Genomic DNA, 24,929 nt, shown 5'->3' with positions numbered 1-24,929 from the left:
AAACGAACTTCTCTACATGAAGTAACCATAAACAAAAAATGCTGCTCACACAGGAACAGCATTTCTTATCAAAATATAAGGGGAAAATTAATCTCTAAGTAAAGCTCTTGAAATTACGATTTTCTGTATTTCACTTGTACCTTCATAGATTTGAGTGATTTTTGCATCTCTCATTAAACGCTCTACGTGATATTCCTTCACATAACCGTTACCGCCATGAATTTGTACAGCCTCTACACTGGTTTCCATAGCAACTTGCGATGCAAATAATTTTGCTGCTGCACCACTTACATCATAGTTATTACCCATGTCCTTATCCCAAGCACTTTGCATTACCATATGACGTGCTGCAGTAATATTGGTATACATATCAGCCAGTTTAAAGGCGATTGCTTGGTGGTTACAAATTTCTGTACCAAAAGCTTTTCTTACTTTAGAATAATCTCTAGCAAGTTCATAAGCTCCACTTGCTATTCCCAATGCTTGAGCAGCAATCCCTATACGACCACCAGATAAAGTTTTCATGGCAAATTTGAATCCAAATCCATCTTCACCTATCCTATTTTCTTTAGGAACTTTTACATCATTAAAAATTAATGAATGAGTATCACTACCTCTAATTCCTAATTTATCTTCTTTAACACCGATTTCAAAACCGTCCCAACCTTTTTCTACAATAAAAGCGTTAATTCCACGGTGTTTTTTCTCGCGATCGGTTTGTGCAATTACTAGGTAATAGTCTGCGGTACTTCCGTTAGTGATCCAGTTTTTAGTACCATTAAGTACATAATGGTCACCTTTGTCAATAGCAGTAGTTTTTTGTGAAGTTGCATCACTACCAGCTTCAGGCTCACTTAAACAAAATGCACCTATAGATTCACCTGTTGTAAGTTTAGTTAAATATTTCTCTTTTTGAGCTTCGTTACCGTAAGTATCCAGTCCCCAACAAACTAGTGAGTTGTTAACCGATACGATCACAGATGCACTTGCGTCAATTTTTGAAAGCTCTTCCATCACAAGGACATAAGAAATTGTGTCCATTCCACCACCACCATACTTAGGGTCGGCCATCATACCTAGAAATCCTAGTTCACCCATTTTTTTTACCTGTTCTGCAGGGAATCTTTGGTGAGTATCCCTTTCTATAACACCAGGAAGTAATTCTGTACGTGCAAAATCTCTTGCCGCATCTCTAATCATTAAATGCTCTTCAGTAAGGCCAAAATCCATGATAGTTCTATATTGTTTGAGTTATTTTTAAGTTTGCAAATTTAACTTGTTTACACCTTTTTACCTCATAAAATACCTATGAATCATCAGTACTATAACGTTTTAGGAGTCATGTCAGGTACATCATTAGATGGTGTAGATATTGCACACGTTCAATTAGTACGTGAAAAACAGTGGACCTTTACAATTTGTAATGCAGTTTGTATTCCGTATTCCGCTCTATGGAAACGTAGATTGAGTGAGGCTGTACATAGTTCTTCTTTAGAAATTAAAAATCTCAATAAGGAATATACCTTATACTTAGGTCAACTTGTTAAAAAATACCTCGATCAAAATCCTATTGAAGACTTAATAGCCGTTTGTTCTCACGGTCATACTATTTTTCACAAGCCAGAACAAGGATATACCCTTCAAATAGGAAATCTTCCAGAGATAGCGTCCATTATCGGTCATCGAGTTGTTTGCGATTTTAGAGTCCAGGATATTTTGCTTGGTGGGCAAGGAGCACCATTAGTTCCTATAGGAGATCAGATTCTATTCAACGATTATGATTACTGTTTAAATTTAGGCGGTTTTGCAAATATTAGTCATGATTCTCGTGATGGTCGTATCGCTTATGATATTTGTCCAGTTAATACAGTAATTAATCATTTTTCGATGCTGTTGGGTAAGGAGTATGATGAGGATGGCGCTTTCGCGAAAGCGGGAAAAGTACAAACTCCTTTACTCGATAAATTGAATGATATACCTTATTATGGAATGAATCCACCGAAGTCACTAGGTATAGAATGGGTTAATCAATATGTGTTTCCTTTATTACAGAATTACGATATAAAGGATGTTCTTGCCACTTTTGTAGAACATGTAGCGATACAAATATCAAAAGTTATCACGTCTAAAAAAAGAATTATTTGTACAGGTGGTGGTGCTTTTAATACATATTTGATGGATAGAATTAGATATCATTATGACGGTGATCTCGTTATTCCAGAATCAAAGATAGTAGAGTACAAAGAAGCATTAATCTTTGGGCTGTTAGGAGTACTTCGATTGCGTAATCAAGTAAATTGCTTAAGTAGCGTGACAGGTTCACGACATGATCATTCAAGTGGTCAAATTTACCTTCCTTAAGAAATTGTAAAACCTGCTTTTTCTTCATCTAGCTAGATTATATTTGTACAAATTCTACTAACTATATGAAGGAATTGCTTAAACGCTACGAGGAAGCGCAGCCAGAAATAGTTTTTCACTGGAACGACCCAGAAACCGAGGCTGAAGGTTGGACAGTGATTAATAGTCTAAGAGGAGGCGCAGCTGGTGGTGGTACTCGTATGAGACAAGGTCTGGACAAGAATGAGGTGCTTTCCCTAGCAAAAACGATGGAAATCAAATTTACTGTTTCTGGACCAGCGATTGGTGGTGCAAAATCTGGGATCAACTTTGATCCACAAGATCCACGTAAAAAAGGGGTTTTGGAACGTTGGTACAAAGCAGTTTCCCCACTTCTTAAAAGCTATTATGGAACTGGTGGTGACTTAAACGTTGATGAAATTCATGAAGTAATTCCTATTACTGAAGACAGCGGTGTATGGCATCCACAAGAAGGTGTTTTTAATGGACATTTTTCTCCAACTGAAGCCGATAAAATCAATAGAATTGGACAATTACGACATGGTGTAATCAAAGTAATTGAAAATCCAGAGTTTTCACCTGATGTTTCTCGTAAGTATACTGTTGCCGATATGATTACGGGTTACGGAGTAGCAGAAGCTGTTAAGCATTACTACAATATTTTTGGTGGTGATGTTAAAGGTAAGCGTGCTGTTGTACAAGGCTTTGGTAATGTAGGTAGCGCTGCGGCTTATTATTTGGCTCAAATGGGTGCCAAAGTCGTAGGGATTATAGATAGAGTAGGTGGTTTAATTAATGAAGATGGCTTTAGTTTTGAAGAGATAAGAGAATTATTCTTAAATAAAGACGGGAACACCTTAAGAGCATCTTCACTTATTCCGTTTGAAGAGGTCAACGAAAAAATTTGGGAGCTTAATACTCAAATTTTTGCACCATGTGCAGCCTCGAGATTAATAAGTCAAAATCAAATTGATCAAATGATAGATAGTGGTCTTGAAGTGATTTCTTGTGGAGCAAATGTACCATTTGCTGATAAAGAAATTTTCTTTGGTCCTATCATGGAGCATACAGATGAGAAAGTGAGTCTTATTCCAGATTTTATTTCCAACTGTGGTATGGCAAGAGTGTTTGCCTATTTTATGGAGCGTCGTGTGCAAATGACTGACGATGCAATTTTTAACGATACTAGTATGACAATACGTAATGCAATTCAAAACATTTACGATCATAATAGTTCAAAACAACAAATCAGCTCAACCGCATTTGAGCTAGCTTTAAAACAATTAGTATAATTATGTTTAAAAACTTTTTAGGAAACAGTCCACATTGGTTTAAGTGGACTATGATAGCTTTTTTAGTTTTCAATACCATTGGTTACTTTATTTTACCTGGAACCGTAATGGGTTGGGTGTTTATTGCAGAGTTTATTTTCTGTCTGGCCATGGCCTTAAAATGTTATCCACTACAATCTGGTGGATTACTAGCTATTCAGGTACTGGCATTAGGACTCACCAGTCCTGGTCATCCAGGATCTGATCACGGTGTGTATGCAGAAGTTTCTCAAAACTTAGAAGTGATCCTGTTATTGGTCTTTATGGTAGCTGGTATTTACTTTATGAAACCGCTTCTTATGTACATTTTTGTTAAGGTTTTTACTAAAATTAAATCTAAGCTTTTATTATCCCTATTCTTTGTGTTTTTGAGTGCGGTACTAAGTGCATTTCTTGATGCATTGACCGTGACGGCTGTTCTTATTAGTGTAGGGTTAGGATTTTATAATGTTTACCATAAGATTCATTCTAGCGACCTAGATCTTGATGATGATGATACTTTGGATAGGAAACAATTAAGTGGTGAAACCCTTGAGAAGTTTAGATCCTTTCTACGTAGTCTTGTAATGCATGGTGTGGTAGGTACCGCTCTTGGTGGTGTGTGTACCATAGTTGGAGAACCTCAAAACCTACTTATAGGTGCCAAGATGGATTGGAACTTTATTGATTTCTTCCTAAAAATGTCACCGATTACTATTCCAGTATTTATCGCCGGTATATTAACAACCGTATTATTAGAAACTACCAAAACATTTGGATTTGGTGAAAAAATGCCACCAGTGGTAAGACAAATTATTGAAGGCTGGATGGAAAAGCGTGATTCTGAACGTACCGAAAAAGAAAAGTACGCTTTGATCGTTCAAGCAGTGTCTGCGGTATTATTAATCACAGGGCTAGCTCTACATATTGCGCCAGTAGGTTTTATAGGTTTAGGTTTAATAGTAATTCAAACTGCATTTATGGGAATTACAGATGAGCACAGCCTAGGAAAAGCTTTTGAAGAGGCGTTACCTTTTACAGGTTTATTAGTTGTGTTTTTTGTGATTGTAGCAATGATACACGATCAACATTTGTTTGCTCCAATAATTGATTGGGCCTTACACCAAGACCCTAGCAGTCAACCTGCGATCTTCTATCTAGCTAATGGATTCTTAAGTATGATATCAGATAACGTATTTGTGGCCACTGTTTACATTAATGAAGTGGCAGCTGCTCATCAAAACGGTGTTATTGATAGAGAAACATATGAACATCTTGCCATAGCAATAAATACAGGAACTAATTTACCAAGTGTGGCTACACCTAATGGTCAGGCAGCGTTTTTATTTTTATTGACATCGGCATTATCTCCAGTAATTAACTTATCATATGGTAAAATGGTAAAAATGGCATTACCTTACACTATAGTTTTAACGATAGTAGGTTTAACCTGTGTTATTCTTACTCTTTAAAACCTTGTAAATAACTAATTTTAGACTTTGTTTTAAGTAGGTGTATAATGTTTATGTTTATCCTACGTTATCAATCAAACAATATATTAATGAGTATGATTCAAGAATCAGCAGGAATTACTGACGCTGTAGAACCAGTAATAGAAGAGAAAACCCTATCTCTTTATGACCTTATTGTAAGCGGTGGAGTGGCAGGAACTATCGTAATTGCTATATTGATAGTGTTACTTTTTGTAGCACTTTATATATACTTTGAGCGTTTATTTAAGATAAAGGCTTCTAGTAAGATTGATAAAAACTTTATGCTTCAAATTAAAGATCAAGTTACGAATGGAAATTTAGATGCTGCAAAGATGCTATGCGCCAAAGAAGATTCTCCAGTAGCAAGGTTGACGGAGAAAGGTATAAGCCGCATAGGGTCACCGCTCGAGGATATCAATAGCGCCATAGAAAATGCTGGTAAATTAGAAGTTTACAAATTAGAAAAGAATGTAAGTATTTTGGCTACTATTGCAGGAGCCGCTCCAATGATTGGATTTTTGGGAACTGTAATAGGTATGGTGCTTGCTTTTCATACTCTTGCAAACAGTGGTGGGCAAGCTGAAATGGGAACCCTAGCCGAAGGTATTTATACTGCAATGACCACGACTGTAGCTGGTTTAATTGTTGGTATCATCGCTTACATTGGATATAATCATTTAGTTGTTAAAACAGATAAAGTGGTTCATCAAATGGAAGCAAACGCAGTTGATTTCCTTGATTTACTAAATGAACCAGCTTAATTATGAATTTAAGAGGAAGAAATAAAGTAAGTCCTGAATTCTCGATGTCATCGATGACTGATATCGTATTTCTATTGCTAGTATTTTTTCTACTTACTTCGCCATCCATCACACCAGAAGCTCTGGATTTAATTTTACCAAAGGCTAAAGGTAAATCCTCCAATGTTCAAAACGCCTCGGTGAGTATTTCAAAAGATGGTCTGTTTTTTGTAAACAGTGAACAAGTAGAGGAAAATGCGATCGAGCAAGAGCTGCTTTCTGTAATGGAAAATCAAGAAGATCCTACCATTATATTAAGAGCAGATAATGAAGTAGCTTTACAAAAAGCTGTCACGGTTATGGATATCGCAAATCGTAATAAGTACAAAATAATTTTAGCTGTAAAACCTTAAAAGATGGGATTTTTAGACACCAGAGAAAAACGTAAGTCTTTCATCATTACAAGTGTTTTGATGAGTGTGCTGTTATTGGTGTTTACTTTTGTGACGGTTTTAAAAGAACTCGATCCACCACCAGAAAGTGGAATCGCTGTAAACTTTGGAAACACAGCAGTAGGATCTGGACCAGTAGAACCTGCAAAACCTACTAAGGTTACCCCAGTTACTCAAACCTCTCAACCGCAACCTGCGCAGTCTAATGAGGAAAATATCGCTACTCAAGAAATTGAAGATGCGCCTGTTATTAATAGCAGTCCTGATGTAGAAACATCAACCAAACCTGTGAAAACAGATCCCAAACCACAAACTGAACCGGTAAAGGAAGATCCTAAACCTAGTTCTGATGTTCTTAATGCTATAGGTTCTGTAACCGGAGCCGATGAAATTGATGGAGAAAATAATAATGGTGAAGGGCCAGGTGACGGTCCTGGGAACAAAGGTCAGTTGAACGGAGATCCATATGCAAATACCTATTATGGAGATCCGGGATTAGGTCAAGGTGGTAAGGGTTACGGTCTTAAAGGAAGAGGTAAAATACGTGGTCAAGGAGTGCCGCCAGAATGTAATGAGAGCGGAAAGGTAATTGTCGAAATTGAAGTCAATAGATCTGGTGAAGTTGTAAAGGCAACAGCAGGAAAAAAAGGAACTTCAAACAGAGCACAGTGTTTGTTAGACGCTGCAACTAAAACTGCTAAAACCTGGAAGTTTACTGCCGCTCCAGACGCTACTAAAGAAATTCAAATAGGTTTCATAGAAGTCATCTTTAAATTAGGTGAGTAGTAAATATCAAAAGACGTTAAATTGGTTGTTCAACCAATTACCGATGTATCAAAAGGTAGGTAAGGTCGCTTACAAGGCAGACTTATCTAATATCCAAAAACTAGATAAACATTTAAAACATCCTCATCTTTCATTTCCTAGTATTCATGTAGCAGGAACTAATGGTAAAGGAAGTACCTGTCACATTCTAGCTAGTGTGTTGCAAGAAGCTGGTTACAAAGTTGGTCTTTATACCTCACCTCATTTACGCGATTTTAGAGAACGTATTAAAATCAATGGTAAACCTTGTGAAAAGCAATTTGTTGTTGATTTTATTTCATTAAATAAAGATTTTTTTGAGTCCAATCAGCTGTCTTTTTTTGAGATGACAGTAGGTATGGCTTTTCAATACTTTAAGGAGAGACAAGTTGATATTGGGATAATTGAAGTTGGATTGGGTGGTAGATTAGATTCAACTAACATCATTACTCCATTGATTTCTGTCATTACTAGTATAGACAAGGACCACACCGCAATATTGGGTAATACTTTGCCTAAAATTGCTATGGAAAAAGCAGGGATTATCAAGCCTAATGTTCCTGTTGTTGTAGGTGAACGTAGAAGTCTATTAAGATCTCGCTTTCGCGAAAGCGCACAAAACATAAACGCTTCTTATCATCAAGTAAACCATAAATTAAAAGCTCCCGTAAGTGATCTTTCTGCCTGGTATCAAAAAGATAATTTGCGTACAGCTGTAACTACGCTCAAATTACTAGATACTCTTTACGCATTTAACATTGATGAGAATCATATAAAGAAAGGTTGTAATAAGGTTTCTATTAACACTAGTTTTTATGGTAGATACACTAAATTAAGCACTCATCCATTAGTAATTGCCGATACTGCCCATAATGTAGCAGGAGTGAAGGCGTTGATGAAACAAATCAACAAAGAGCAATTCGATAAACTGTATATCGTAATAGGTATGGTAAGCGATAAAGATGCTTTAAAGGTTATAAAGTTATTACCACCTACTGCCTATTATATTCTTACACAAGCAACAGTAAGTAGAGCAATGCCGGTTGAGGTTCTTTCTAAATACTTTGAGGAACTTAATAGAAGTTTTGAAGTAATAAATGATGTGAAAACAGCAAAAAAAGTAGCTATTGAAAAAGCGCAGGAAGGTGATGCTGTGATAGTTACAGGAAGCACTTTTGTGGTGGCAGAAATTTTTTAATTTTTTTCATTAAAAAATAGTTGGAGAAACAAAAAAGGGTTGTATATTTGCAACCGCTTTAGGGCGCGTAGCTCAGTTGGTTCAGAGCACTTGGTTTACACCCAAGGGGTCAGGGGTTCGAATCCCTTCGCGCCCACAAAGAAAAAGGGTCTTCAGAAATGAAGACCTTTTTTATTTAATTAAGTTTTATTTTTCAGTGAATAGTTATCTGCTTGCTTTGATTCATTAGGAAATAAAACGAATCGTCAATGGATATCTATATAATTCACCATTGCTGGCTTTTATTGCTCCTATAATAGTAAATATAAAACTGCATATCATTACCAAGAAGATGGTAATAAATCCTATGATAAAGAACATAAGGAATATACTTATGATGCTATATAGAAAATAAGATATCATAAAATTAAGTATTTCTTTACCGTGTAAATCCACCTTTTGACTGTAATCCTTATTTGTAGACCACATAATTATTGGAAAAATAATCCCACCAAAAGGAACAATCCACCCTGCAAATTGAGACAAGTGCATTAGTAAGCAAAATTGATTTTGTTCCATTCCCCACGGCTTATAGGAATGAGAGTGATATTCTGATGTAGTTTGATAAGGTTGATTCATGATTCTTTTTTTATTTATATGTAGAAAAAAAATGATTTTGTTACAATCTATTAGACTCGTACCTTATTCTACTATACCTAGAGCATTATATAAACTTGCTGTGGCGTTGTAGGATTTGATCAAAAGTTCATTGGCTTTTAGGGTTGCTTCAATCAGCTTTTGTTCTCTTGTATTGATTAGGAACACGCTACTTTCTCCTATTTGAAACATACGTAGCTCACCATTGAGCATTACTTGGTAATTGGATACAATCTCGTTGATGAGCCTATTCTGTTCGTCCAGAGAAGTGATTTCTACGCTTACAGCTTCTATTTTATTTCTAAGTTCTAACTGGGTAGCAGCTCTTTCTAATTCAGTATCTTGGATTTTGATAGAAGCCAACCTAAGGTCTCCACGTTCTTTTCTTAAAAAAAGAGGGAAGCTAGCGTTAAGACCGAACTTGTAATTACTGGTGTTAAAACTGTTTAATTCGCCTCCGTCAGGTGTGAGAAAATTATACTCAAGATTTATCTTGGGTAATAGTTTGTTTTGTTTAAGCCTGCGATCAACTTGTAAACCATTTAATTTAGCATCAATACTACGTATTTTAGGATGTTGGTCTAAACTATCAGTCGATACAGTAATACCTTCTAATTGCAAACTTGCAGCTATCATTTCTCGTTGCGGTACAACAGGTCTTAAATCTTCTCTCAGTTCTACTGGAACATTATCGATCCATAGAAAGTTACTTGCTTCTAGTCTAGCTTTTTGCTGTTTTAATTTTGCGGCCTCTAGTAAAAGAACGCGATTTTGAAAAGCTATTTTAGCCTCAACACTATCGATAGCGGCTTTATCACCTACCTCAACTTGTCTTTTAATTCCTTGGAATCGAATTTCGGCATTTTCCAGAAAGTTCTCATAAATTAAACGTTCATTACTTGCTTGTAACCATCTAAAATAAGCTTTACTAGCTTCAAATATGAGGTCGTTTAAAATTAGATCTCTTTCTGCTTTGGTTTGATTAATAAAGAATTTTGCTCTTCTTAAATCGGCCATGCGCTCATTGATTAAAAGCCCTTGCGCTAGTGAAAAAGAGACGCCTGCTCCATAGAGCCCATCATCTGGAACGGTAAGACTAGGGTCTAAAAATGTACCTGTATTTTGTTCAAAAGTTCCTTTTAATTCAATTCCATACCAGGTTGGTATTTTAAATGCTGCATAGAACTCGTCGTAGTATTCTGTGTTCTTAAACTTCTTGCGGTCCTTTATCGCTTCAATTTTGGGATCAAATGCTCCTCGTGCTTTCAATAAGTTAGCTTCACCCATATTTAGCTGCAAGTTTGCTTGCTTCATAACTGGATGATGTTGTTTTACAAAAGCTAGGTACTCTTGAAAACTCATTAAATCAAGTGAATCGGCTGGTTGTACTTGCCATACAGGAGTATAATTACCGGCTTGATCTAGAAAGTTTTGAGAGTACGCTTTCGCGAAAGCGAGAATAACAAAAAACAATAGTGTTATATGACGTTTCATAAATTATTTCTTGTCTTTGGAGTCTGGTTTATCGTCGGGCTGGTAGTAATTAGGAGGAAAGCCGTTGAGCTGCCTCCAGATTTCATACCAAATAGGTACATCTTCTAACAATGCGATAGTATAAGCACCAGAACCAACTCTTAGATTTTCTGGCCACTCGTGATCTTGAGGATCTGGAGCAATTAGAACTCTAAATTTCCCATTTTCTGGAGTGATAAAAGTTTCTACAGCCACTACTTTACCACCATACGTTCCAAAAGAAGCATTGGGCCAACCGCTAAAAAATATTGCTGGCCATCCATCGAATTGTACACGAACCTCTTCACCTAGATGAATAAGAGGCAAGTCCAAGGGCTCTACAAAGGTTTCTACGGCTAGATCATAATCTGCAGGCATGATCCCTACAAGTTTTTCACCTTCTTTAAAAGTTTCTCCTATACCACCTTTTATCGCTTTATTGATATAACCATTTTGTGGCGCTAGTACGTAGTACAAGCTATTTCTAATACGATAACTACTGGTTTGATTTTCAAGTTTTGCCACATCGGCCTGTGCTTGAAATAAGGAACCTTCAGCTGTTGCCCGATCACTTTGTGCTTTAGCTATTTTGTCTGCATAGCTTGCTCGTAGTCTATTAAGTTCAACTTGTGCGTTAATCAGGTCGTTTCTACTCGCAAGTAGTTTATTCTCTTGAGCGATGACTTTAGCCTGCATTTCTTGTTGTTTGGTTCTTTTATCTTCCACGTCTACACGTGATTTAAGACCATCCTGTATAAGTTCTACTACACGATCATATTGACGTTGTGCAATTTCAAAATTGTTGCGTATGGCAATAAGATCAGTGCTATCTGCTCTTACTTTGTACTTGCTTTGTTCAACCTTGTTGCGTCCTTGTTCTAGTTTGAGTTGAAGTTCTTGTTGTAAGGCGCTTATTTGATTAGTTAGTGCCTGAATTTTGGTTCTATAACTACCTGCGCTACCTTGTTTGGCATCTGCTTGTTGCTGCGTACGTTCTACTAATAACGGATCTTGGTATTCAGTTTTTATTTCAGATATACGTAGGATCGTGTCGCCAGCGTTAACAAAATCACCTTCTCTTACGTACCATTTTTCAATTCGACCTGGGATTTGAGATTGTACGGTTTGTGGTCGTTGATCTGGGGTAAGTGTGGTAACAAAACCGTTACCGGTTACGTTTTGCGTCCAAGGCAGAAAAAGTATAATTACGGCAAGGATAGCAAATCCATATAAGAATTTATTAAAAGCTCTAAAATGTCTTTTGTGAAAAGCGATGTCGTGTGACTTATACTGTTCAAGACTCACTTTATCTGATAGGCTGTCTTTAGAAATATTAAGCATCGCGTTTGTTGTTTTTAATGGTTCCATTTTCAATATGTACAGTATGACTACACACTGTGTTCCATAAAGGATTTTTTGAACTTACTACTAGCGCCCATGGACGATCTGGTGATGACAAGTAGGTTATAATTTCTTTTGCTTCAACAGGATCAAATTGATCTAGTGGATCTTTGAGTAATAGTAGTTTGGGCTCGTGTACAATGGCACGCGCAATTACAATCTTGCGAGCAATGGTATGTGGTATTTGTTTACCTTGTGAATAAATCAAAGTATCTAAACTTGCTGAGTTTTTCTTGACAAACGGCAACAATCCTAATTGTTCAATAACTTCATTAACCTTATCAATACTTATTGAGGAATCATTTAGAGTAATATTCTCTAATATGGTGCCTTCAAAGGTTTGGTTTTCTGGTAATACTTGGCCTACTCGCTTGCGGTATTTATTTAAAAATATTCCATTTGTGCAATTACCATTTACATATATACTTCCTTCAGTTGGACTTTCAATGGTAGAGATTAACTTAAGCAATGTTGTCTTACCCGATCCTGATGGTCCATCGATGATCATGCGCTCTTTTTCATTAATAATTAAATTAATGTCCTTAAGAATTACTTGACCTTCAGGAGTAGTTATACCTAACTTCTCTAATTCTATATGAAGTGGTTTTTCCTTTTCAAAAGGATCTACACCTTCTTGATTTTCAATTTCTTTATCTACAACTTGTCCTATCTTTTCTAGTGAGGTAAGTACATCATAAAAAGTTTCTAATCCTAGGATCAACTTCTCCACTGAACTTATTACCAGTAATATGATAATTTCTGCTGCTACGAATTGACCTATATTCATTTGTTGATTAAGAACTAGTAAACCACCAATAACCAATAGACCAGCCGTCACAAGTACTTTGAAACCGATCATTTGTAAAAATTGGATTATTAGAACTCTAAAGTGACCTTCACGCGCTTTTAAGTACAAGGCTGTTAAATCATCATTGCGATTCATTGCAAGTGTGGTGTTACCAGAAATTTTGAAACTAACAATAGAACGAGCAATTTCTTGAATCCAGTGAGCTACCTTGTATTTCAGTTTGCTTTCTTTTAAACTAGTCTCTAGTCCTTTACGAGCAGTAAATCTAAAAACGATTAATACTAAAATTAATAGCAATAAACCGTAGATTATAAAAAACGGATGGTAAAAAGATAAGAGAATGATACCAAAAACAATTTGCAGGATGGCTGCAGGGAAATCCAGTAATATTTTACTTAATCCCTTTTGTACGGTCAATACGTCAAAAAATCTGTTTGCCAATTCTGGCGGATAATAATTGCGTAATTCTTTCATCTTTATCTTAGGAAAGCGATATGCAAATTCAAAGGATGCACGGGCAAAGATTTTTTGCTGTACATTTTCAAGAATTCTTATTTGCATGAGTTGTAACGCTCCTTGAAAAGCAACTCCTAGAGTAACCAGAACAACTAGGACTATCCACGAGGTAGAAATTTGCGCTCCTTGTATCAAATTTATAATTGCTTGAATTCCTAGCGGTAAACTCAAAGAAACGAGTCCAGCAAAAATCGCATAAAACAAAATTTGTTTTATATCTCTACGATCCAGCTGCAACATGCTTATAAAACGTTTCCAAGGAGTTTTTAAATCAGTGTTTTTTGCCATGATTCTTTAATTCTTTTTTGAAATTAAGTTGAACACCATATCTAGATAAAAATTTAAAATGGCATCTTCACCATCAATTGAATCTGTGACCGATGGTAAATGTTCTGCAAAATAGCGTTGGTTGTGAGCACCTTCAATAACCGATGAGACTAACATGTTAGGGTACTTATATTCTGGATTAACTTCTGTCACCATTTCACTCACTCGTTTTACGACTCTTTTATAGGTTTTATAAAAGCCTTTCTCGTTTTCCTCATCAATATCTTTATGCAAATAAGCCTTTGATGATTCAGCAATAATGATTCGATGTAGTAATACTTCATTAACAAATGAAAAGGCAGAATCCTCTTCAATTACCTGCGTGAGCATTTCAATAGCACGTCTTAATTTTTCCTCGGGATTTAAATTTAGTGTAGCAATGTACATGCGGTATTCAATCCACGACCAGTACCAATTAAACAGGTATACAAGTAGTGCATGTTTACTATCAAAATATCTATAAATACTACTTTCATTAGATCCTATTTCTTTTCCTAACTTTCTAAAAGTAAAACTTTCAAAACCTAGGTTTTCAATCATTTCAATGCTTTTTGAAACAATGCGTCTACCTAGATCGGTACCTTCGGGATTTTTCAAATACAAATTTGGATGTATTTGAATATTGATAGATAAATTTTTCATACTCCTCGCAAATCTAATAGCAAGACTATTAAATTATGATAGTTTAACTTTTAATTATATGTTAAGTTATGATTTGTTGATGATTACGCTTTCGCGAAAGCGTATAACCTGAACACATTTCTTAATGAGATTTTTATCCGACCTAAACTTGTATGTAACATCCTATTCCATTTTACATCTATTTAATCCATGAATAGGTGGTTATCATTAGTAATTCTACACTATTTTTAGGCACCAATAAAAAATTAAAATGAAAAATATTCTTTTACCTCTTGTGGTTTTAGTTTCACTTTTAACTCAAGCCCAAGAAAACGCAAGTTGGATGCGTCACAGTAAAATATCTCCAGATGGTTCACAAATAGTTTTTACTTACAAAGGTGATCTTTATAAAGTATCTAGTGATGGAGGAACAGCCCAGCAATTGACCTTTCATAAAGCGCATGATTATCAGGCTATATGGAGCAAGGATGGTAGCAAAATAGCATTTGCATCAAATCGTTATGGCAATTTTGATGTATTTGTTATGAATGCGACAGGTGGAACAGCTACTAGATTGACCTACCATTCAAGTAGCGAGACACCCTATAGTTTTAGTCATGACGACCAACGAATAATTTTTGGTGGACTGAGACAGGACACTGCAGAACACAGACAATTCCCAACTGGTTCTCAACATGAGGTTTATACCGTTCCCGTAAAAGGTGGCCGTATTGATCAATTATTTACTATTCCTGCCGAACTTGTTGAAACTAATAAGGATGGAAGTAAATTGTATTACCAAGACAAAAAAGGTGGAGAAAATTACTGGCGTAAACATCATACATCCAGTATTACTCGTGACATATGGGTATATGATGTAGCAAATAATAGACACAAGCAATTGACTACACATAATGCAGAGGACCGCATGCCAGTGCTTTCTAGCGACGGTAAAAGCATGTATTACCTAAGTGAAAAGAGTGGCAGTTTTAATGTGCATAAATGGAATCTTGCAACTGGTGAATCGGTACAGATTACGGATTTTAAATTGCATCCAGTGCGATTTTTAAGTGTAGGTAATGGTGTAATAAGCTTTGGTTACGATGGAATGCTCTACACCATGAGAGAAGGTCAACAGCCTAAAATGCTAACTGTGCAGGTAGTGACACAAGATATTGAGAATACAGATAAATTCGTAAGTGTAAACGGTGGCGTAGAAGAGATGGCAGTATCACCTAGTGGTAAGGAAATAGCCTTTATTTCTAAAGGTGAAGTATTCGTAACATCTGTAGAAGAAAGTTTTACAAAGCGTATAACTAATACAGCACAAACAGAAAGTTTTGTGAGTTGGTCTCATGACGGAAAAGCTGTTATATATAGTAGTGAAAGAAATGGGAAGTGGAGCGTTTATAAAACCGAAAAGGTACGTGATGAAGAGCCCTTCTTTTTTGCCTCAACCTTGTTAAAAGAGTCGGCTATTCTTGAAAATGAAAATGACAATTATCTAGCAGAATATTCTCCAGATGGCACAAAGCTAGCCTATGTGGAAAACCGTAGATATATAGTGGTGAAGGACGTTAAATCAGGAAAGAAAACAACGTTGTTAAGTGAAGAAGAACTATTTCATATGCGTGACGGTGATAAGTATTACACCTGGAGTCCTGATAGTAAGTGGTTATTGGTAGATTGGTCTCTAAGCCTTAACAACAGCGATATACTTTTAATGGCCGCCGACGGTTCAAAGCGAATCAACCTTAATGAAAGTGGTTACTATGACTCTTCTCCTAAATGGACTAATAATGGTAAACAAATGTTGTGGTTTTCAAATAGAGATGGATTAAAATCATATGCTACTAGTGGTCGATCTCAGAGTGATGTTTACAGCATGTTCTTTACACAAGAAGCTTGGGATGAATTTAATTTGAGTAAAGAAGATTACGCTTTACTTAAAGAATTAAAGAAAACAAAGAAGAAAGACGGTGACGAGGATAAATCAGACAAGAAAAAGAAAGGTAAGGACAAGGATAAGGAAAAGGATGAAGATAAAGAGGTTAAACCGCTAACTTTTGACTGGGATGATATGAAGGAAAGAACAAAACGTCTGACTATACATTCTTCTAATCTTTCTGACGCTGTTTTATCCAAGGATGGAGATAAGTTATATTACCTAGCTAGGTTTGAAGATAAACTTAACCTTTGGTCAACAGACTTACGAACCAAAGAAACCAAAATGGCTATCAACTTAGGTGCTCGCAGTGGTAGTCTAGAATGGGATCCTAAAAGAGAAAATTTATACTTACTAAGTGGCGGTAGAATATCTAAACTTGATGTAAATAAAAAGAAAAAAACAGCAGTTAAGATTACTGCAGAAATGCAGTATGATGAGGTAGCTGCTAGACAAGCAATGTTTGACCACGTATGGTTAAGAACAAATGCTGTTTTTTACCACAGTAATTTTCACGGTGTTGACTGGCCGCTTATGAGAAAAGAGTATGAAAAACATTTGCCTTATGTTTCAAATACCAATGAGCTGGCAGAGCTGCTTTCAGAAATGATAGGTGAGTTGAATGTATCCCACGCTGGTGCAAGAGCTGCAGGATATGACATGAGTAATCCAGATGCAACAGCATCATTAGGTGCATTTATTGATTATTCGTACAAAGGCGATGGTCTAAAAATTACCGAGGTTATAAAAGGAGGACCACTGGATAAGGCTCAATTTGATATAAAGCCAGGAATGATTATTGAAAAAATAGATGGTCAAACAATCTCAAGTGATAGAGATTATGCTTATTACCTGAACAGGAAAGCCAATAAATTTACGTTGCTAGAGCTGTCAAGTCCTGATAAAAAGGAGAACATGGTTATTACAATTAAACCTATTTCTACAGGAGCAGAACGAGGCTTACTTTATAAAAGATGGGTGAAACAAAACGAGAAAGAAGTAGATCAAAAGAGTAACGGACAATTAGGATATGTTCATATTCCTGGAATGAGTGATGGGCCATATAGAAACATTTTTGAAAAAATGATGGGTAAATACCACAGTCGTAAAGGTGTGATTGTAGACACTAGATTTAATGGCGGTGGTGATCTAGTAGCCGATCTTGCTATGTTCTTTACAGGTACACCATTTATTACTTATGAGACAGAAGCCAAAGTGGTAGGTGGAGAACCTACTTCTAGATGGACTAAACCTACACTTGCTATGATTAATGAGGCCCAGTATAGTGACGGACACTGTTTTGCTTGCGGCTATACCGATCTTAAAATTGGTAAAACAGTGGGAATGCCAGTTCCTGGGACATGTAGTTTTGCAGGATGGGAACGACTTCCTGATGGAACAGTTTGGGGTGTAGTTCCTATTAGTGCTAAAGATATTAATGGCAATTGGATGGAAAACAATCAAACCGAGCCGTCTATAATGGTAAAAAATATGCCAGGAGTAATCGATAACGGTCGTGATCAACAACTAGAGCGCGCTATCGAAGAGTTACTTAAAGACGTTGAATAGATGGATAGTCTCACGCAGATCGTACTAGGTGCTGCTGTAGGAGAAACTGTTCTAGGCAACAAGGTCGGGAACAAGGCATTGTTATATGGTGCAATCGCTGGTACCATTCCCGATCTTGATGTACTAGCAAGGTCATTTACCGATACGATAACAGCTACCGAGATCCATCGAGGATTCAGTCATAGTATCCTGTTTTGTGTGCTCTTTGCGCCTGTTTTCGGATTTATAGTAGATAGGATAGAATCCAGCAAACGTATAGGGTGGAAATCATGGTCGTGGCTGTTTTTTTGGGGATTGATAACTCATCCCATATTGGACATGTTCACCACATGGGGTACACAGTTTTTTTGGCCGTTTGATAAGGCTGTCGCATGGAATACAATTTTTGTAATAGATCCGCTTTATACACTTCCTTTTTTAGCGTGCACCCTTGTTGTTTTGTTTTTAAAAAAAGGTTCGCTTTCGCGAAAGCGTACAAACCTCACCGGTATCTTTATTTCTACAAGTTATCTATTAATGACGGTATTGTTAAAGTGGAATGCAACCCAAGAATTTAAAAAGGCTCTAGATGAAAATAAGTTTAGTTACTCACAAATTTCAACACGTCCTGCGCCATTGACAACATTGCTGTGGAACTGCAACGTAGATGCAGGCGATGCGTATTTATTGGCTGATTACTCATTCTTTGATTCTAAACCAATTTCATTCAAATCTTATCCCAAAAACCGAAACCTAGAGCCTACTTGGAAACACGAACAATCTGAGGAGAATTTGAGGCGACTTATAGATATTTCTAAAGGTTGGTATTTGATGGAGAAAAAGAACGGAAGTTGGTATTTTAATGACTTAAGATTTGGTACCATGCCCATTAATAAAGACGAAGAACAATTTGTTTTTAGCTATAAACTTAAAGAAGAAAATAAAAACCTAGTAGCAAAAGAGAATCCTAAGGAACCCATGGATGTTACCATTGTCATAGACAAGTTATGGAATCGAATATGGGGTAATTAAAAACTATTACTATGAAAAATTTAATTGTAATTTTTACAACTATCCTAATTATAAGTTGCAACAAACCACAGTCCAATGCGGAATATAACTCAGAACAAGCAATCGAAGCAGTTGAAGCGGTAGTTCAACAAGTTTTTGACAGTGTGTGGTCTCATAAGAAAGTAGATGCTATAAAAAAATATCAGACAAACGATTTTATTTTGTTAGAGCATGGTGAATTATGGACTAATGATACCATTGCAAATTGGTGTAAAAGAGCAAGTAAAAGAGATCAAGGAATTACTAGGACAAATAAATTTGATAGAATAAAGGCGCATCAAGAAGGGAATCGAGTTTATCTAGCTTATTGGAATCACGGGACGTTTGTTAAGGATACATTAGAATTTAAAAGAACTTGGTTAGAAAGTGTTGTGGCAGTTAAAAGCGACAGTGTTTGGAAATTAGAACTCATGCATTCTACTAGATTACCTAGAGAGTAATTTTTAAGTTTTACAGTATCTGTAAGGGATTGTCGGGTAAATGTCGGGTATTTTACCGAGCTTAATTTTGGTGGAGAATAGGTGTGTTTGGTAATCTTGTAATCGAATACAAAAATCAGTAATCATGAAACAACCGGAATTAGGAATTTACATTGCACAATTAAGAAAAGAAAAAGGTCTTACCCAAGAGGAATTGGTAGAACGATGTAATATTAATGTGCGCACCATTCAACGCATAGAGGCAGGCGAAGTTTCTCCACGTAGTTATACTATTAAGAATATTCTGGAAGTATTAGGAAAATCTTTTGATGAAGTTTACTCCGGCACTAAAGAAGGTCAAGACTCCAAAGAAGTTGAATCTTCCGCTATGAAATATTCATTTAATAATTCTCTTTTGTTGTTTTCAGGTTTTGGTGGTGTTATTCTTTTTATCTGTTATTATTTGATGACAATTAATGATGTTTTTCATTCGTTTACCCAAGATAATATTTTGCCTGAATCCTCTTATACGATTTTAGGTGTGGTAAGTATAATAACAGTTGTACTTTTTTATACAGGAATCTATCATATAGCTCAAATTAAAAATAACTCTTTATTGAAGTTTTCTTCAATTCTTGCTATGATAATTAATGTTATAAGTAGTATACTACTCATTACAGTTATTGATTATGATAGTAATCTCATAAGTCCCAGAGATATTTTGTTTGGCATCTTTGTTATTGTTGCTAGCGGTATAACGTATTTGATGTTGGGAGCTGGCTACCTTTCTCAACGTAAAAATGAAGAAGGATTAGCAAAATATCTAGGGTTTGTAGGTTTAATAGCTGGTGGATTTATGATTACCGTTCTACTTGCTCCTATAGCTATTGTATTAATGTTAATATTTGATTTGGGTCAAATCATCCTTGTGTTTAGGAACTTGTCTCAAAGTAAAAAAAGCATCAACTCCTAGAGTTGATGCTTTTTATTTTTAATAGAATTACCGATTAGGCTTCTTTGTTTGAAGGTTGCTGTAAATTCAATTGGTTATTGAATTCCAACGTTCTAATAGGGAATGGGATGTTAATGTCGTTATCATCAAATGCCTTTTTAATCACCATTATCGCCTTACTGGTAACTTCCAGTTTTTTCTTTCCATTTGTGATGTCGTAATAAAATCTAAGCATGAAGTTTATGCTACTGTCTGCAAATTCGCGATAGAAAAACTCCACTTCGTCAAACGAATTTACCTGATCAAAGTTGTCCAAGATAGCTTGTTTTGCAATCTTTTCTACTGTTGGTAAATCACTTTCATATCCTACACCACAATGAATAATAACTCGCATAGTATCAGTTAATCCAAAGTTTTTCAAAGGATTCTCAAGAATCATTTTGTTAGGTATAATTACGGTGTTGTTGTCGGCTTCTCTTAGTATAAATTTATTTAAATCAATAGCAATTATTTCTCCTTCATAACCGTTGGTCTGCACCCAGTCTCCTATACGAACATTTTTTCTGAAACTTAAATGAATACCGCTCATCGTATTGGATAAAGTTCCTTGTAAAGCAAGTCCAATTACTAAACCAGAAACACCAGCACCAGCAATGATGGCTTGTACAGTTTCATTAAGATCAAGTACGTTTAATGCGATAAACATACCGCCTATAACAACTATTATAGCTGCAGTTCTACCTATTAATCTCAATACAGACTGTTGTTCAACTTTTGATTTCAGTAGTCGTTGTACACCACGATTTACAAATTTTGAAATGATGTAAGCTATAAGTAAGACAACAACTGCAACGGCAAGATTTGGTAAGTTGCGTAATATAGCTTCATACCAAGATGTTAATTGATCCCATATAAGCTCAGTTGAGTTCACATCTTCAATTTGTTTAGTTGTTTCTTGTACTTTTTGGGTTGTTTGTTCTTGAATCATAGTGCGAAAATAGTGGGCTATGAACGTGATCCTTTTGCATTTAACATTTCTTAATCATTTAAATGTTAAAAAGTCTAAATTTAGACTGTACAAAGTTTAATGTATTTTTAAATAATCAATTTAAAGCAGCTTGATTGTGCGTAGTCTTGCTATAATGAAAAACAAGATTTAATTTAATATGAAGTATTATTTGTATTCACTGATTGGTCTAATAATGATGACTTCTTGTAAAAGAGAAAAGCAGGAAGTATTAGATGTTTTTGACAATGTTAATAAAGAGACTGAATTTGAAAACTCAAAATATGACCGAGATTACTTAGTCATGTTTAAGGACAGCGCCATAGCTCATCCAGAAACATACGCAGTGGCCCAAATAAATGCAGAAGAGTTTCATTATAAAACCACCCAATTAATAGAGCAGTTGGAGCATGTTAAGAATGAAATTGATAATTTTATTGGAGAAGTAGATAATTACGAGATGATGGATAAATTGGTTAATCCCGTTTTCTTTTCAAATGACAGCCTGAACTCAACGGGTATTTATCTTAAACAAATTATTAGTGATTATTACACTAGTGTTGAAGATCAAGTTTATTTTTTTGCCGATATTGAAAAAAAGGTACAGTCTTCCTTTAATCTTGAACCTGTTATTAATGTTGAAGGAGAAAAAAAGGAATGGGTAGATTATCACTTTAAAGACTTCCCATCAATTGCAGCAAAAGTGAAAATCTCACAACTTCAAGAAACAGCAATTCAAATTGAGCGAGAATATTATGAAGCGCTTATGAAAAAACCTAAGTTCTAGTCCTACCTTTGCATTATGACACATAAAGCAGGTTTTGTAAATATTGTAGGTAATCCTAATGTAGGAAAAAGTACCTTAATGAATGCTCTGGTAGGTGAGCGATTGTCCATTATTACGTCTAAAGCACAGACGACTCGTCACAGAATTTTAGGAATAGTAAACGGTGAGGATTTTCAAATGGTTCTTAGTGACACACCTGGTATCATTAAACCTGCTTACAAACTTCAAGAAAGCATGATGGAGTTTGTTAAAAATGCTTTTGAAGATGCCGATTGTATTCTTTACATGGTGGAGCTAGGCGAAAAAGAGTTGAAAAACGAAGCTTTTGAAAAAAGATTGACATTTGCAGAAGTTCCAGTATTTGTACTTATCAATAAAATAGATAAAGGAACTCCTGAACAATTAGAAGAAGCTGTAGCGCATTGGAAAAATAGATTACCAAATGCTGAGGTATTTGCCATAAGCGCATTAGAAAATTTTGGTATTCCTCAATTAATGAATAGAGTAATAGAAACTTTACCAGAATCTCCAGCCTTTTATCCGAAAGATGCTTTAACTGATAAGCCAGAGCGCTTTTTTGTAAACGAAAGCATTAGAGAGAAAATCTTATTACATTACAAAAAAGAAATTCCTTATTCTGTAGAAATTGAAACAGAAGAGTTTCTGGAAGATGAAGATATTATAAGAATTAGAGCTGTTATTATGGTGGAACGCGAGACTCAAAAGGGTATCATCATAGGTCATAAAGGTAGCGCCATAAAACGCGTGGGAATGGAAGCCAGAAAGGATCTTGAAAAGTTTTTTGGCAAGCAAGTTCACATTGAACTATTTGTAAAAGTCAACAAGAACTGGCGTAGCGATGATAGGCAACTGCGCAGATTTGGTTACCAGAACAAAAATTAAATCTAAATCGACAGACCTACTACCAGATTTTCTACAGTAGCGTGATCACTGCCGCCGGCTTTTTCAATGGTGATATTAAGGCTAGAAGCCTCATCAATAATTTTAGTATCTACCTCTAGGAAATCCTGATTGAGTACTGCCAAGGAAATCATTTCACCATTTACATCGGCCCATAATTGATAGTCGTGTTCTTTATCCAATTTTGGTAAAGAAGTTACGTCAACAACACTACGTTTGTTATTATGATAGGTGATAACATTTAAATTACCTAGCGAGGTGTCCTTTTTAAGAATATACTTTTGAGTTTTTGGGCTTCTTAAAAATTGAATCTCTTCATCAAAGATTAAATTATCTGACTCTAAATTTTTTATTCGATTTTCTAGAGAAGAAAATTCACCTTGTAGTTGCTCCAATCTTTGTGTTTTTTCATTTGCAATATTCATGTAATACAGCATACCCACAAATCCAACAGCAGCAATACATGCCACTGCTATTTGAAACCAAGATATAGAATCTTGTTTCTTTATTTCTTTATTACTCGTATTAATCGTAGAAAACAGTTCTTTTTTTAAGTCTTCGGGTGGATTCTCTTGCGTTTTAAAAGCCTGAGCCTGTAATTCAATTTGCATCATGTCATACGCAAATTTTATTTCATCAAAGGTTGCAATGTAGTGTTCAGCCTGTTGAATTTCAATTTCTGTGGCTTTACCCATAACATAGCGGTCCAGTACACCAGACTCTAAAAATTCTTGTATGTTTTTATTTTCGACCATTTATATATAAGACCACAATAATAAAGCAATTATACTATAAGTAGTTCGTAATTTTTTAAGAGCATTACGTATTCTAGTTTTAAATGTTCCCAATGGTATGTTCAAGTATTCACTAGCTTCCATATGAGTCATGCCTTTGTAGAACACACAATTTATGACATCTTGATATTGAGATTCAAGAGAAGTCACTTTTAAATTTAATTGCTCTTTAAATTCTTTGTATAGTAAACTACTATCCTCTTCTATTGATACGCTTGAATAATCGTTTTGGATTTCCTTTTGCTGTTTTCTTTGAGATTTTCTTAAAAAATCAAGAGCTTGATTCCTAGTTATTTGATATAGCCAAGTAAAAAGTCTCGCTTTATCAGCATCATAGGAATCAATATTTTGCCATGCTTTAATTAGGCTAGCTTGTAAAACCTCTTTCGCGTCATCAGGATCTTTCGTGAATTTCAAACATAAACCAAATAGAGCACCGTTGTAATGGTCGTATAATAACGACATCCCACGATCATTTCTGTCGCGTATTAGTTCTATTATTTGATTTTCTAGAAAAAGGTCGTTTTTCACTTTAACGTTTTTTTTATCAATCCTGTGAAATCCAAAAGGAATTTCCAAACGTAAAACCTAAAGATGCATCAAATTATACTTTTTAAACTTAAAAATCTAATAAAATGAAAAATTCAAGTATTTTACTTACTGCTGCAATGATGTTTACAGCAATATTTGCAACAGCTCAATGTAATAACCATCAAGCTTCAACCAGCAATAATGATCACGCTACGTCAAATGTAGTGTATGTTCAAAACTGGCACTATAATCAAACTCCAGATATTGTAGGAGTAGCCATGTCCGACAAAAATTTTGCTACACTAGTAGCTGCGGTAAAAGCAGCCGATTTGGTAAAAACCCTACAAGGTGATGGTCCTTTTACTGTTTTTGCACCTACAAATGCAGCATTTGATAAGTTGCCAGAAGGAACAGTAGCAAACTTGCTAAAACCTGAAAACAAGGCAAAACTACAAGCCGTGCTCACCTACCATGTACTTGCAGGAAAAGTAACTGCCAGCGACATAATTGAATCTATCAAGAGAAATGGTGGTGGATTCATGACTAAAACTGTGCAAGGAGATCCTATCTATGCAAGTATTGTAGATGGTAAGGTCGTTCTTGAAGATGCACAAGGTCGTACTTCAACCATTACAGCTACAGATATTGAAGCAAGCAATGGTGTTGTGCACGTAATAGATACTGTGGTTTTGCCAGAGTAATTTTTTTTCAAGTTGGTTAATGACCTCTTTATCAGTTATTGCTGGTAAAGAGGTTTTTTTATTACGCTTTCGCGA

23 protein-coding genes and 1 tRNA gene are annotated in these 24,929 nt (G+C 35.6%); 15 read left to right on the top strand and 9 right to left on the bottom strand.

Going from position 1 to position 24,929, the window contains the following annotated elements; genetic code table 11:
- Window positions 1-87: 87 nt before the first annotated feature.
- Complete coding sequence (locus tag AAT17_RS05090) at window positions 88-1,230, bottom strand: acyl-CoA dehydrogenase (protein WP_060523164.1); 1,143 nt, start codon at window positions 1,228-1,230, stop codon at window positions 88-90.
- 78 nt (window positions 1,231-1,308) lie between these two features.
- Here AAT17_RS05090 and AAT17_RS05085 point away from each other — a divergent pair, with 78 nt between their 5' ends.
- The 8 genes from AAT17_RS05085 (at window position 1,309) to AAT17_RS05050 (ending at window position 8,494) form a co-directional block, all read left to right on the top strand.
- Window positions 1,309-2,361, top strand: a complete 1,053-nt coding sequence (locus AAT17_RS05085) for an anhydro-N-acetylmuramic acid kinase (RefSeq protein ID WP_060523163.1) — start codon at window positions 1,309-1,311, stop codon at window positions 2,359-2,361.
- Window positions 2,362-2,426: 65 nt separating this feature from the next.
- A complete protein-coding gene (locus AAT17_RS05080) occupies window positions 2,427-3,653 on the top strand; it encodes a Glu/Leu/Phe/Val dehydrogenase dimerization domain-containing protein (protein ID WP_042280030.1) in 1,227 nt (408 codons plus the stop codon).
- A gap of 2 nt (window positions 3,654-3,655) precedes the next feature.
- Window positions 3,656-5,143 carry a sodium/proton antiporter NhaB gene (gene nhaB, locus AAT17_RS05075; RefSeq protein ID WP_060523162.1) on the top strand — a complete coding sequence of 496 codons (1,488 nt, stop codon included), beginning with the start codon at window positions 3,656-3,658 and terminating at the stop codon, window positions 5,141-5,143.
- Window positions 5,144-5,232: 89 nt separating this feature from the next.
- Window positions 5,233-5,925: a MotA/TolQ/ExbB proton channel family protein gene (locus AAT17_RS05070; RefSeq protein WP_105018570.1), complete on the top strand. Its 693-nt coding sequence runs from the start codon at window positions 5,233-5,235 to the stop codon at window positions 5,923-5,925.
- Window positions 5,926-5,927: 2 nt separating this feature from the next.
- Window positions 5,928-6,317 carry a biopolymer transporter ExbD gene (locus tag AAT17_RS05065; RefSeq protein ID WP_060523161.1) on the top strand — a complete coding sequence of 130 codons (390 nt, stop codon included), beginning with the start codon at window positions 5,928-5,930 and terminating at the stop codon, window positions 6,315-6,317.
- Window positions 6,318-6,320: 3 nt separating this feature from the next.
- Window positions 6,321-7,142 (top strand): hypothetical protein, encoded by an 822-nt coding sequence (locus AAT17_RS05060; RefSeq protein WP_060523160.1) that lies wholly within the window; start codon window positions 6,321-6,323, stop codon window positions 7,140-7,142.
- Window positions 7,143-7,185: 43 nt separating this feature from the next.
- Window positions 7,186-8,358, top strand: a complete 1,173-nt coding sequence (locus AAT17_RS05055; RefSeq protein ID WP_060523159.1) for a folylpolyglutamate synthase/dihydrofolate synthase family protein — start codon at window positions 7,186-7,188, stop codon at window positions 8,356-8,358.
- Window positions 8,359-8,419: 61 nt separating this feature from the next.
- Window positions 8,420-8,494 (top strand) — tRNA-Val (locus AAT17_RS05050).
- Between the two features lie 89 nt (window positions 8,495-8,583).
- Here AAT17_RS05050 and AAT17_RS05045 read toward each other — a convergent pair.
- The 5 genes from AAT17_RS05045 to AAT17_RS05025 form a co-directional block, all read right to left on the bottom strand.
- Window positions 8,584-8,976 (bottom strand): DUF4870 domain-containing protein, encoded by a 393-nt coding sequence (locus AAT17_RS05045; protein ID WP_042279958.1) that lies wholly within the window; start codon window positions 8,974-8,976, stop codon window positions 8,584-8,586.
- 63 nt (window positions 8,977-9,039) lie between these two features.
- Window positions 9,040-10,488: a TolC family protein gene (locus tag AAT17_RS05040; protein WP_082586905.1), complete on the bottom strand. Its 1,449-nt coding sequence runs from the start codon at window positions 10,486-10,488 to the stop codon at window positions 9,040-9,042.
- A 3-nt stretch (window positions 10,489-10,491) separates the two neighbouring features.
- Window positions 10,492-11,847: an HlyD family secretion protein gene (locus tag AAT17_RS05035; RefSeq protein WP_060525004.1), complete on the bottom strand. Its 1,356-nt coding sequence runs from the start codon at window positions 11,845-11,847 to the stop codon at window positions 10,492-10,494.
- Entirely contained in the window at window positions 11,840-13,519 is a 1,680-nt protein-coding gene (locus AAT17_RS05030; RefSeq protein WP_042279957.1) for a peptidase domain-containing ABC transporter, read from the bottom strand. Before AAT17_RS05030 ends, AAT17_RS05035 begins: the two co-directional genes overlap by 8 nt.
- A 6-nt stretch (window positions 13,520-13,525) precedes the next feature.
- Window positions 13,526-14,200, bottom strand: coding sequence for a TetR/AcrR family transcriptional regulator (locus tag AAT17_RS05025; RefSeq protein WP_060523158.1), 675 nt, complete (start codon window positions 14,198-14,200; stop codon window positions 13,526-13,528).
- 250 nt (window positions 14,201-14,450) lie between these two features.
- Between AAT17_RS05025 and AAT17_RS05020 the strand changes: the two genes are divergently transcribed.
- The 4 genes from AAT17_RS05020 (at window position 14,451) to AAT17_RS05005 (ending at window position 20,135) form a co-directional block, all read left to right on the top strand.
- The gene (locus AAT17_RS05020) at window positions 14,451-17,693 is read left to right on the top strand and encodes a S41 family peptidase (RefSeq protein WP_060523157.1); all 3,243 of its coding nucleotides are present in this window, start codon (window positions 14,451-14,453) and stop codon (window positions 17,691-17,693) included.
- On the top strand, window positions 17,694-18,704 hold the full coding sequence (locus AAT17_RS05015) for a metal-dependent hydrolase (RefSeq protein WP_060523156.1): 1,011 nt from the start codon (window positions 17,694-17,696) through the stop codon (window positions 18,702-18,704).
- Window positions 18,705-18,715: 11 nt separating this feature from the next.
- Window positions 18,716-19,183, top strand: coding sequence for a nuclear transport factor 2 family protein (locus tag AAT17_RS05010; protein ID WP_060523155.1), 468 nt, complete (start codon window positions 18,716-18,718; stop codon window positions 19,181-19,183).
- A 124-nt stretch (window positions 19,184-19,307) separates the two neighbouring features.
- Complete coding sequence (locus tag AAT17_RS05005) at window positions 19,308-20,135, top strand: helix-turn-helix domain-containing protein (protein WP_060523154.1); 828 nt, start codon at window positions 19,308-19,310, stop codon at window positions 20,133-20,135.
- Window positions 20,136-20,169: 34 nt separating this feature from the next.
- Here the strand turns inward: AAT17_RS05005 and AAT17_RS05000 are convergent, their stop codons facing one another.
- Window positions 20,170-21,102, bottom strand: a complete 933-nt coding sequence (locus AAT17_RS05000; RefSeq protein WP_060523153.1) for a mechanosensitive ion channel family protein — start codon at window positions 21,100-21,102, stop codon at window positions 20,170-20,172.
- Between the two features lie 178 nt (window positions 21,103-21,280).
- Between AAT17_RS05000 and AAT17_RS04995 the strand changes: the two genes are divergently transcribed.
- Together AAT17_RS04995 and era are read left to right on the top strand one after the other, a co-directional pair.
- Window positions 21,281-21,907, top strand: a complete 627-nt coding sequence (locus AAT17_RS04995) for a hypothetical protein (protein WP_082586904.1) — start codon at window positions 21,281-21,283, stop codon at window positions 21,905-21,907.
- 15 nt (window positions 21,908-21,922) lie between these two features.
- Entirely contained in the window at window positions 21,923-22,810 is an 888-nt protein-coding gene (era, locus tag AAT17_RS04990) for a GTPase Era (RefSeq protein ID WP_042279946.1), read from the top strand.
- 2 nt (window positions 22,811-22,812) lie between these two features.
- Here the strand turns inward: era and AAT17_RS04985 are convergent, their stop codons facing one another.
- On the bottom strand, window positions 22,813-23,583 hold the full coding sequence (locus tag AAT17_RS04985; RefSeq protein ID WP_060523151.1) for an anti-sigma factor: 771 nt from the start codon (window positions 23,581-23,583) through the stop codon (window positions 22,813-22,815).
- Window positions 23,584-24,153, bottom strand: a complete 570-nt coding sequence (locus tag AAT17_RS04980; protein WP_240919358.1) for an RNA polymerase sigma factor — start codon at window positions 24,151-24,153, stop codon at window positions 23,584-23,586.
- Window positions 24,154-24,257: 104 nt separating this feature from the next.
- Here AAT17_RS04980 and AAT17_RS04975 point away from each other — a divergent pair, with 104 nt between their 5' ends.
- Window positions 24,258-24,854, top strand: coding sequence for a fasciclin domain-containing protein (locus AAT17_RS04975; RefSeq protein WP_060523150.1), 597 nt, complete (start codon window positions 24,258-24,260; stop codon window positions 24,852-24,854).
- Window positions 24,855-24,929: the final 75 nt, after the last annotated feature.

It is taken from the genome of Nonlabens sp. MIC269, from assembly GCF_001430865.1.
In the GTDB taxonomy this organism is placed as follows: Bacteria; Bacteroidota; Bacteroidia; order Flavobacteriales; family Flavobacteriaceae; genus Nonlabens; species Nonlabens tegetincola.
Note: the sequence above shows the minus strand (reverse complement) of the source record. Positions and strands in the feature narration are given on the sequence as shown.

Bases quoted from the DNA above. Each gene is read 5' to 3' on its own strand.
- AAT17_RS05040 (WP_082586905.1), bottom strand. From the start codon at position 10,488: ATGAAACGTCATATAACACTATTGTTTTTTGTTATTCTCGCTTTCGCG.
- era (WP_042279946.1), top strand. From the start codon at position 21,923: ATGACACATAAAGCAGGTTTTGTAAATATTGTAGGTAATCCTAATGTA.
- AAT17_RS04985 (WP_060523151.1), bottom strand. From the start codon at position 23,583: ATGGTCGAAAATAAAAACATACAAGAATTTTTAGAGTCTGGTGTACTG.
- AAT17_RS05060 (WP_060523160.1), top strand. From the start codon at position 6,321: ATGGGATTTTTAGACACCAGAGAAAAACGTAAGTCTTTCATCATTACA.
- AAT17_RS05080 (WP_042280030.1), top strand. From the start codon at position 2,427: ATGAAGGAATTGCTTAAACGCTACGAGGAAGCGCAGCCAGAAATAGTT.
- AAT17_RS05070 (WP_105018570.1), top strand. From the start codon at position 5,233: ATGAGTATGATTCAAGAATCAGCAGGAATTACTGACGCTGTAGAACCA.
- AAT17_RS05045 (WP_042279958.1), bottom strand. From the start codon at position 8,976: ATGAATCAACCTTATCAAACTACATCAGAATATCACTCTCATTCCTAT.
- AAT17_RS05030 (WP_042279957.1), bottom strand. From the start codon at position 13,519: ATGGCAAAAAACACTGATTTAAAAACTCCTTGGAAACGTTTTATAAGC.
- AAT17_RS05085 (WP_060523163.1), top strand. From the start codon at position 1,309: ATGAATCATCAGTACTATAACGTTTTAGGAGTCATGTCAGGTACATCA.
- AAT17_RS05025 (WP_060523158.1), bottom strand. From the start codon at position 14,200: ATGAAAAATTTATCTATCAATATTCAAATACATCCAAATTTGTATTTG.
- AAT17_RS05005 (WP_060523154.1), top strand. From the start codon at position 19,308: ATGAAACAACCGGAATTAGGAATTTACATTGCACAATTAAGAAAAGAA.
- AAT17_RS05055 (WP_060523159.1), top strand. From the start codon at position 7,186: ATGTATCAAAAGGTAGGTAAGGTCGCTTACAAGGCAGACTTATCTAAT.
- AAT17_RS04995 (WP_082586904.1), top strand. From the start codon at position 21,281: ATGAAGTATTATTTGTATTCACTGATTGGTCTAATAATGATGACTTCT.
- AAT17_RS05035 (WP_060525004.1), bottom strand. From the start codon at position 11,847: ATGCTTAATATTTCTAAAGACAGCCTATCAGATAAAGTGAGTCTTGAA.
- AAT17_RS05010 (WP_060523155.1), top strand. From the start codon at position 18,716: ATGAAAAATTTAATTGTAATTTTTACAACTATCCTAATTATAAGTTGC.
- AAT17_RS05015 (WP_060523156.1), top strand. From the start codon at position 17,694: ATGGATAGTCTCACGCAGATCGTACTAGGTGCTGCTGTAGGAGAAACT.
- AAT17_RS05020 (WP_060523157.1), top strand. From the start codon at position 14,451: ATGAAAAATATTCTTTTACCTCTTGTGGTTTTAGTTTCACTTTTAACT.
- AAT17_RS05090 (WP_060523164.1), bottom strand. From the start codon at position 1,230: ATGGATTTTGGCCTTACTGAAGAGCATTTAATGATTAGAGATGCGGCA.
- AAT17_RS05000 (WP_060523153.1), bottom strand. From the start codon at position 21,102: ATGATTCAAGAACAAACAACCCAAAAAGTACAAGAAACAACTAAACAA.
- AAT17_RS04975 (WP_060523150.1), top strand. From the start codon at position 24,258: ATGAAAAATTCAAGTATTTTACTTACTGCTGCAATGATGTTTACAGCA.
- AAT17_RS05065 (WP_060523161.1), top strand. From the start codon at position 5,928: ATGAATTTAAGAGGAAGAAATAAAGTAAGTCCTGAATTCTCGATGTCA.
- nhaB (WP_060523162.1), top strand. From the start codon at position 3,656: ATGTTTAAAAACTTTTTAGGAAACAGTCCACATTGGTTTAAGTGGACT.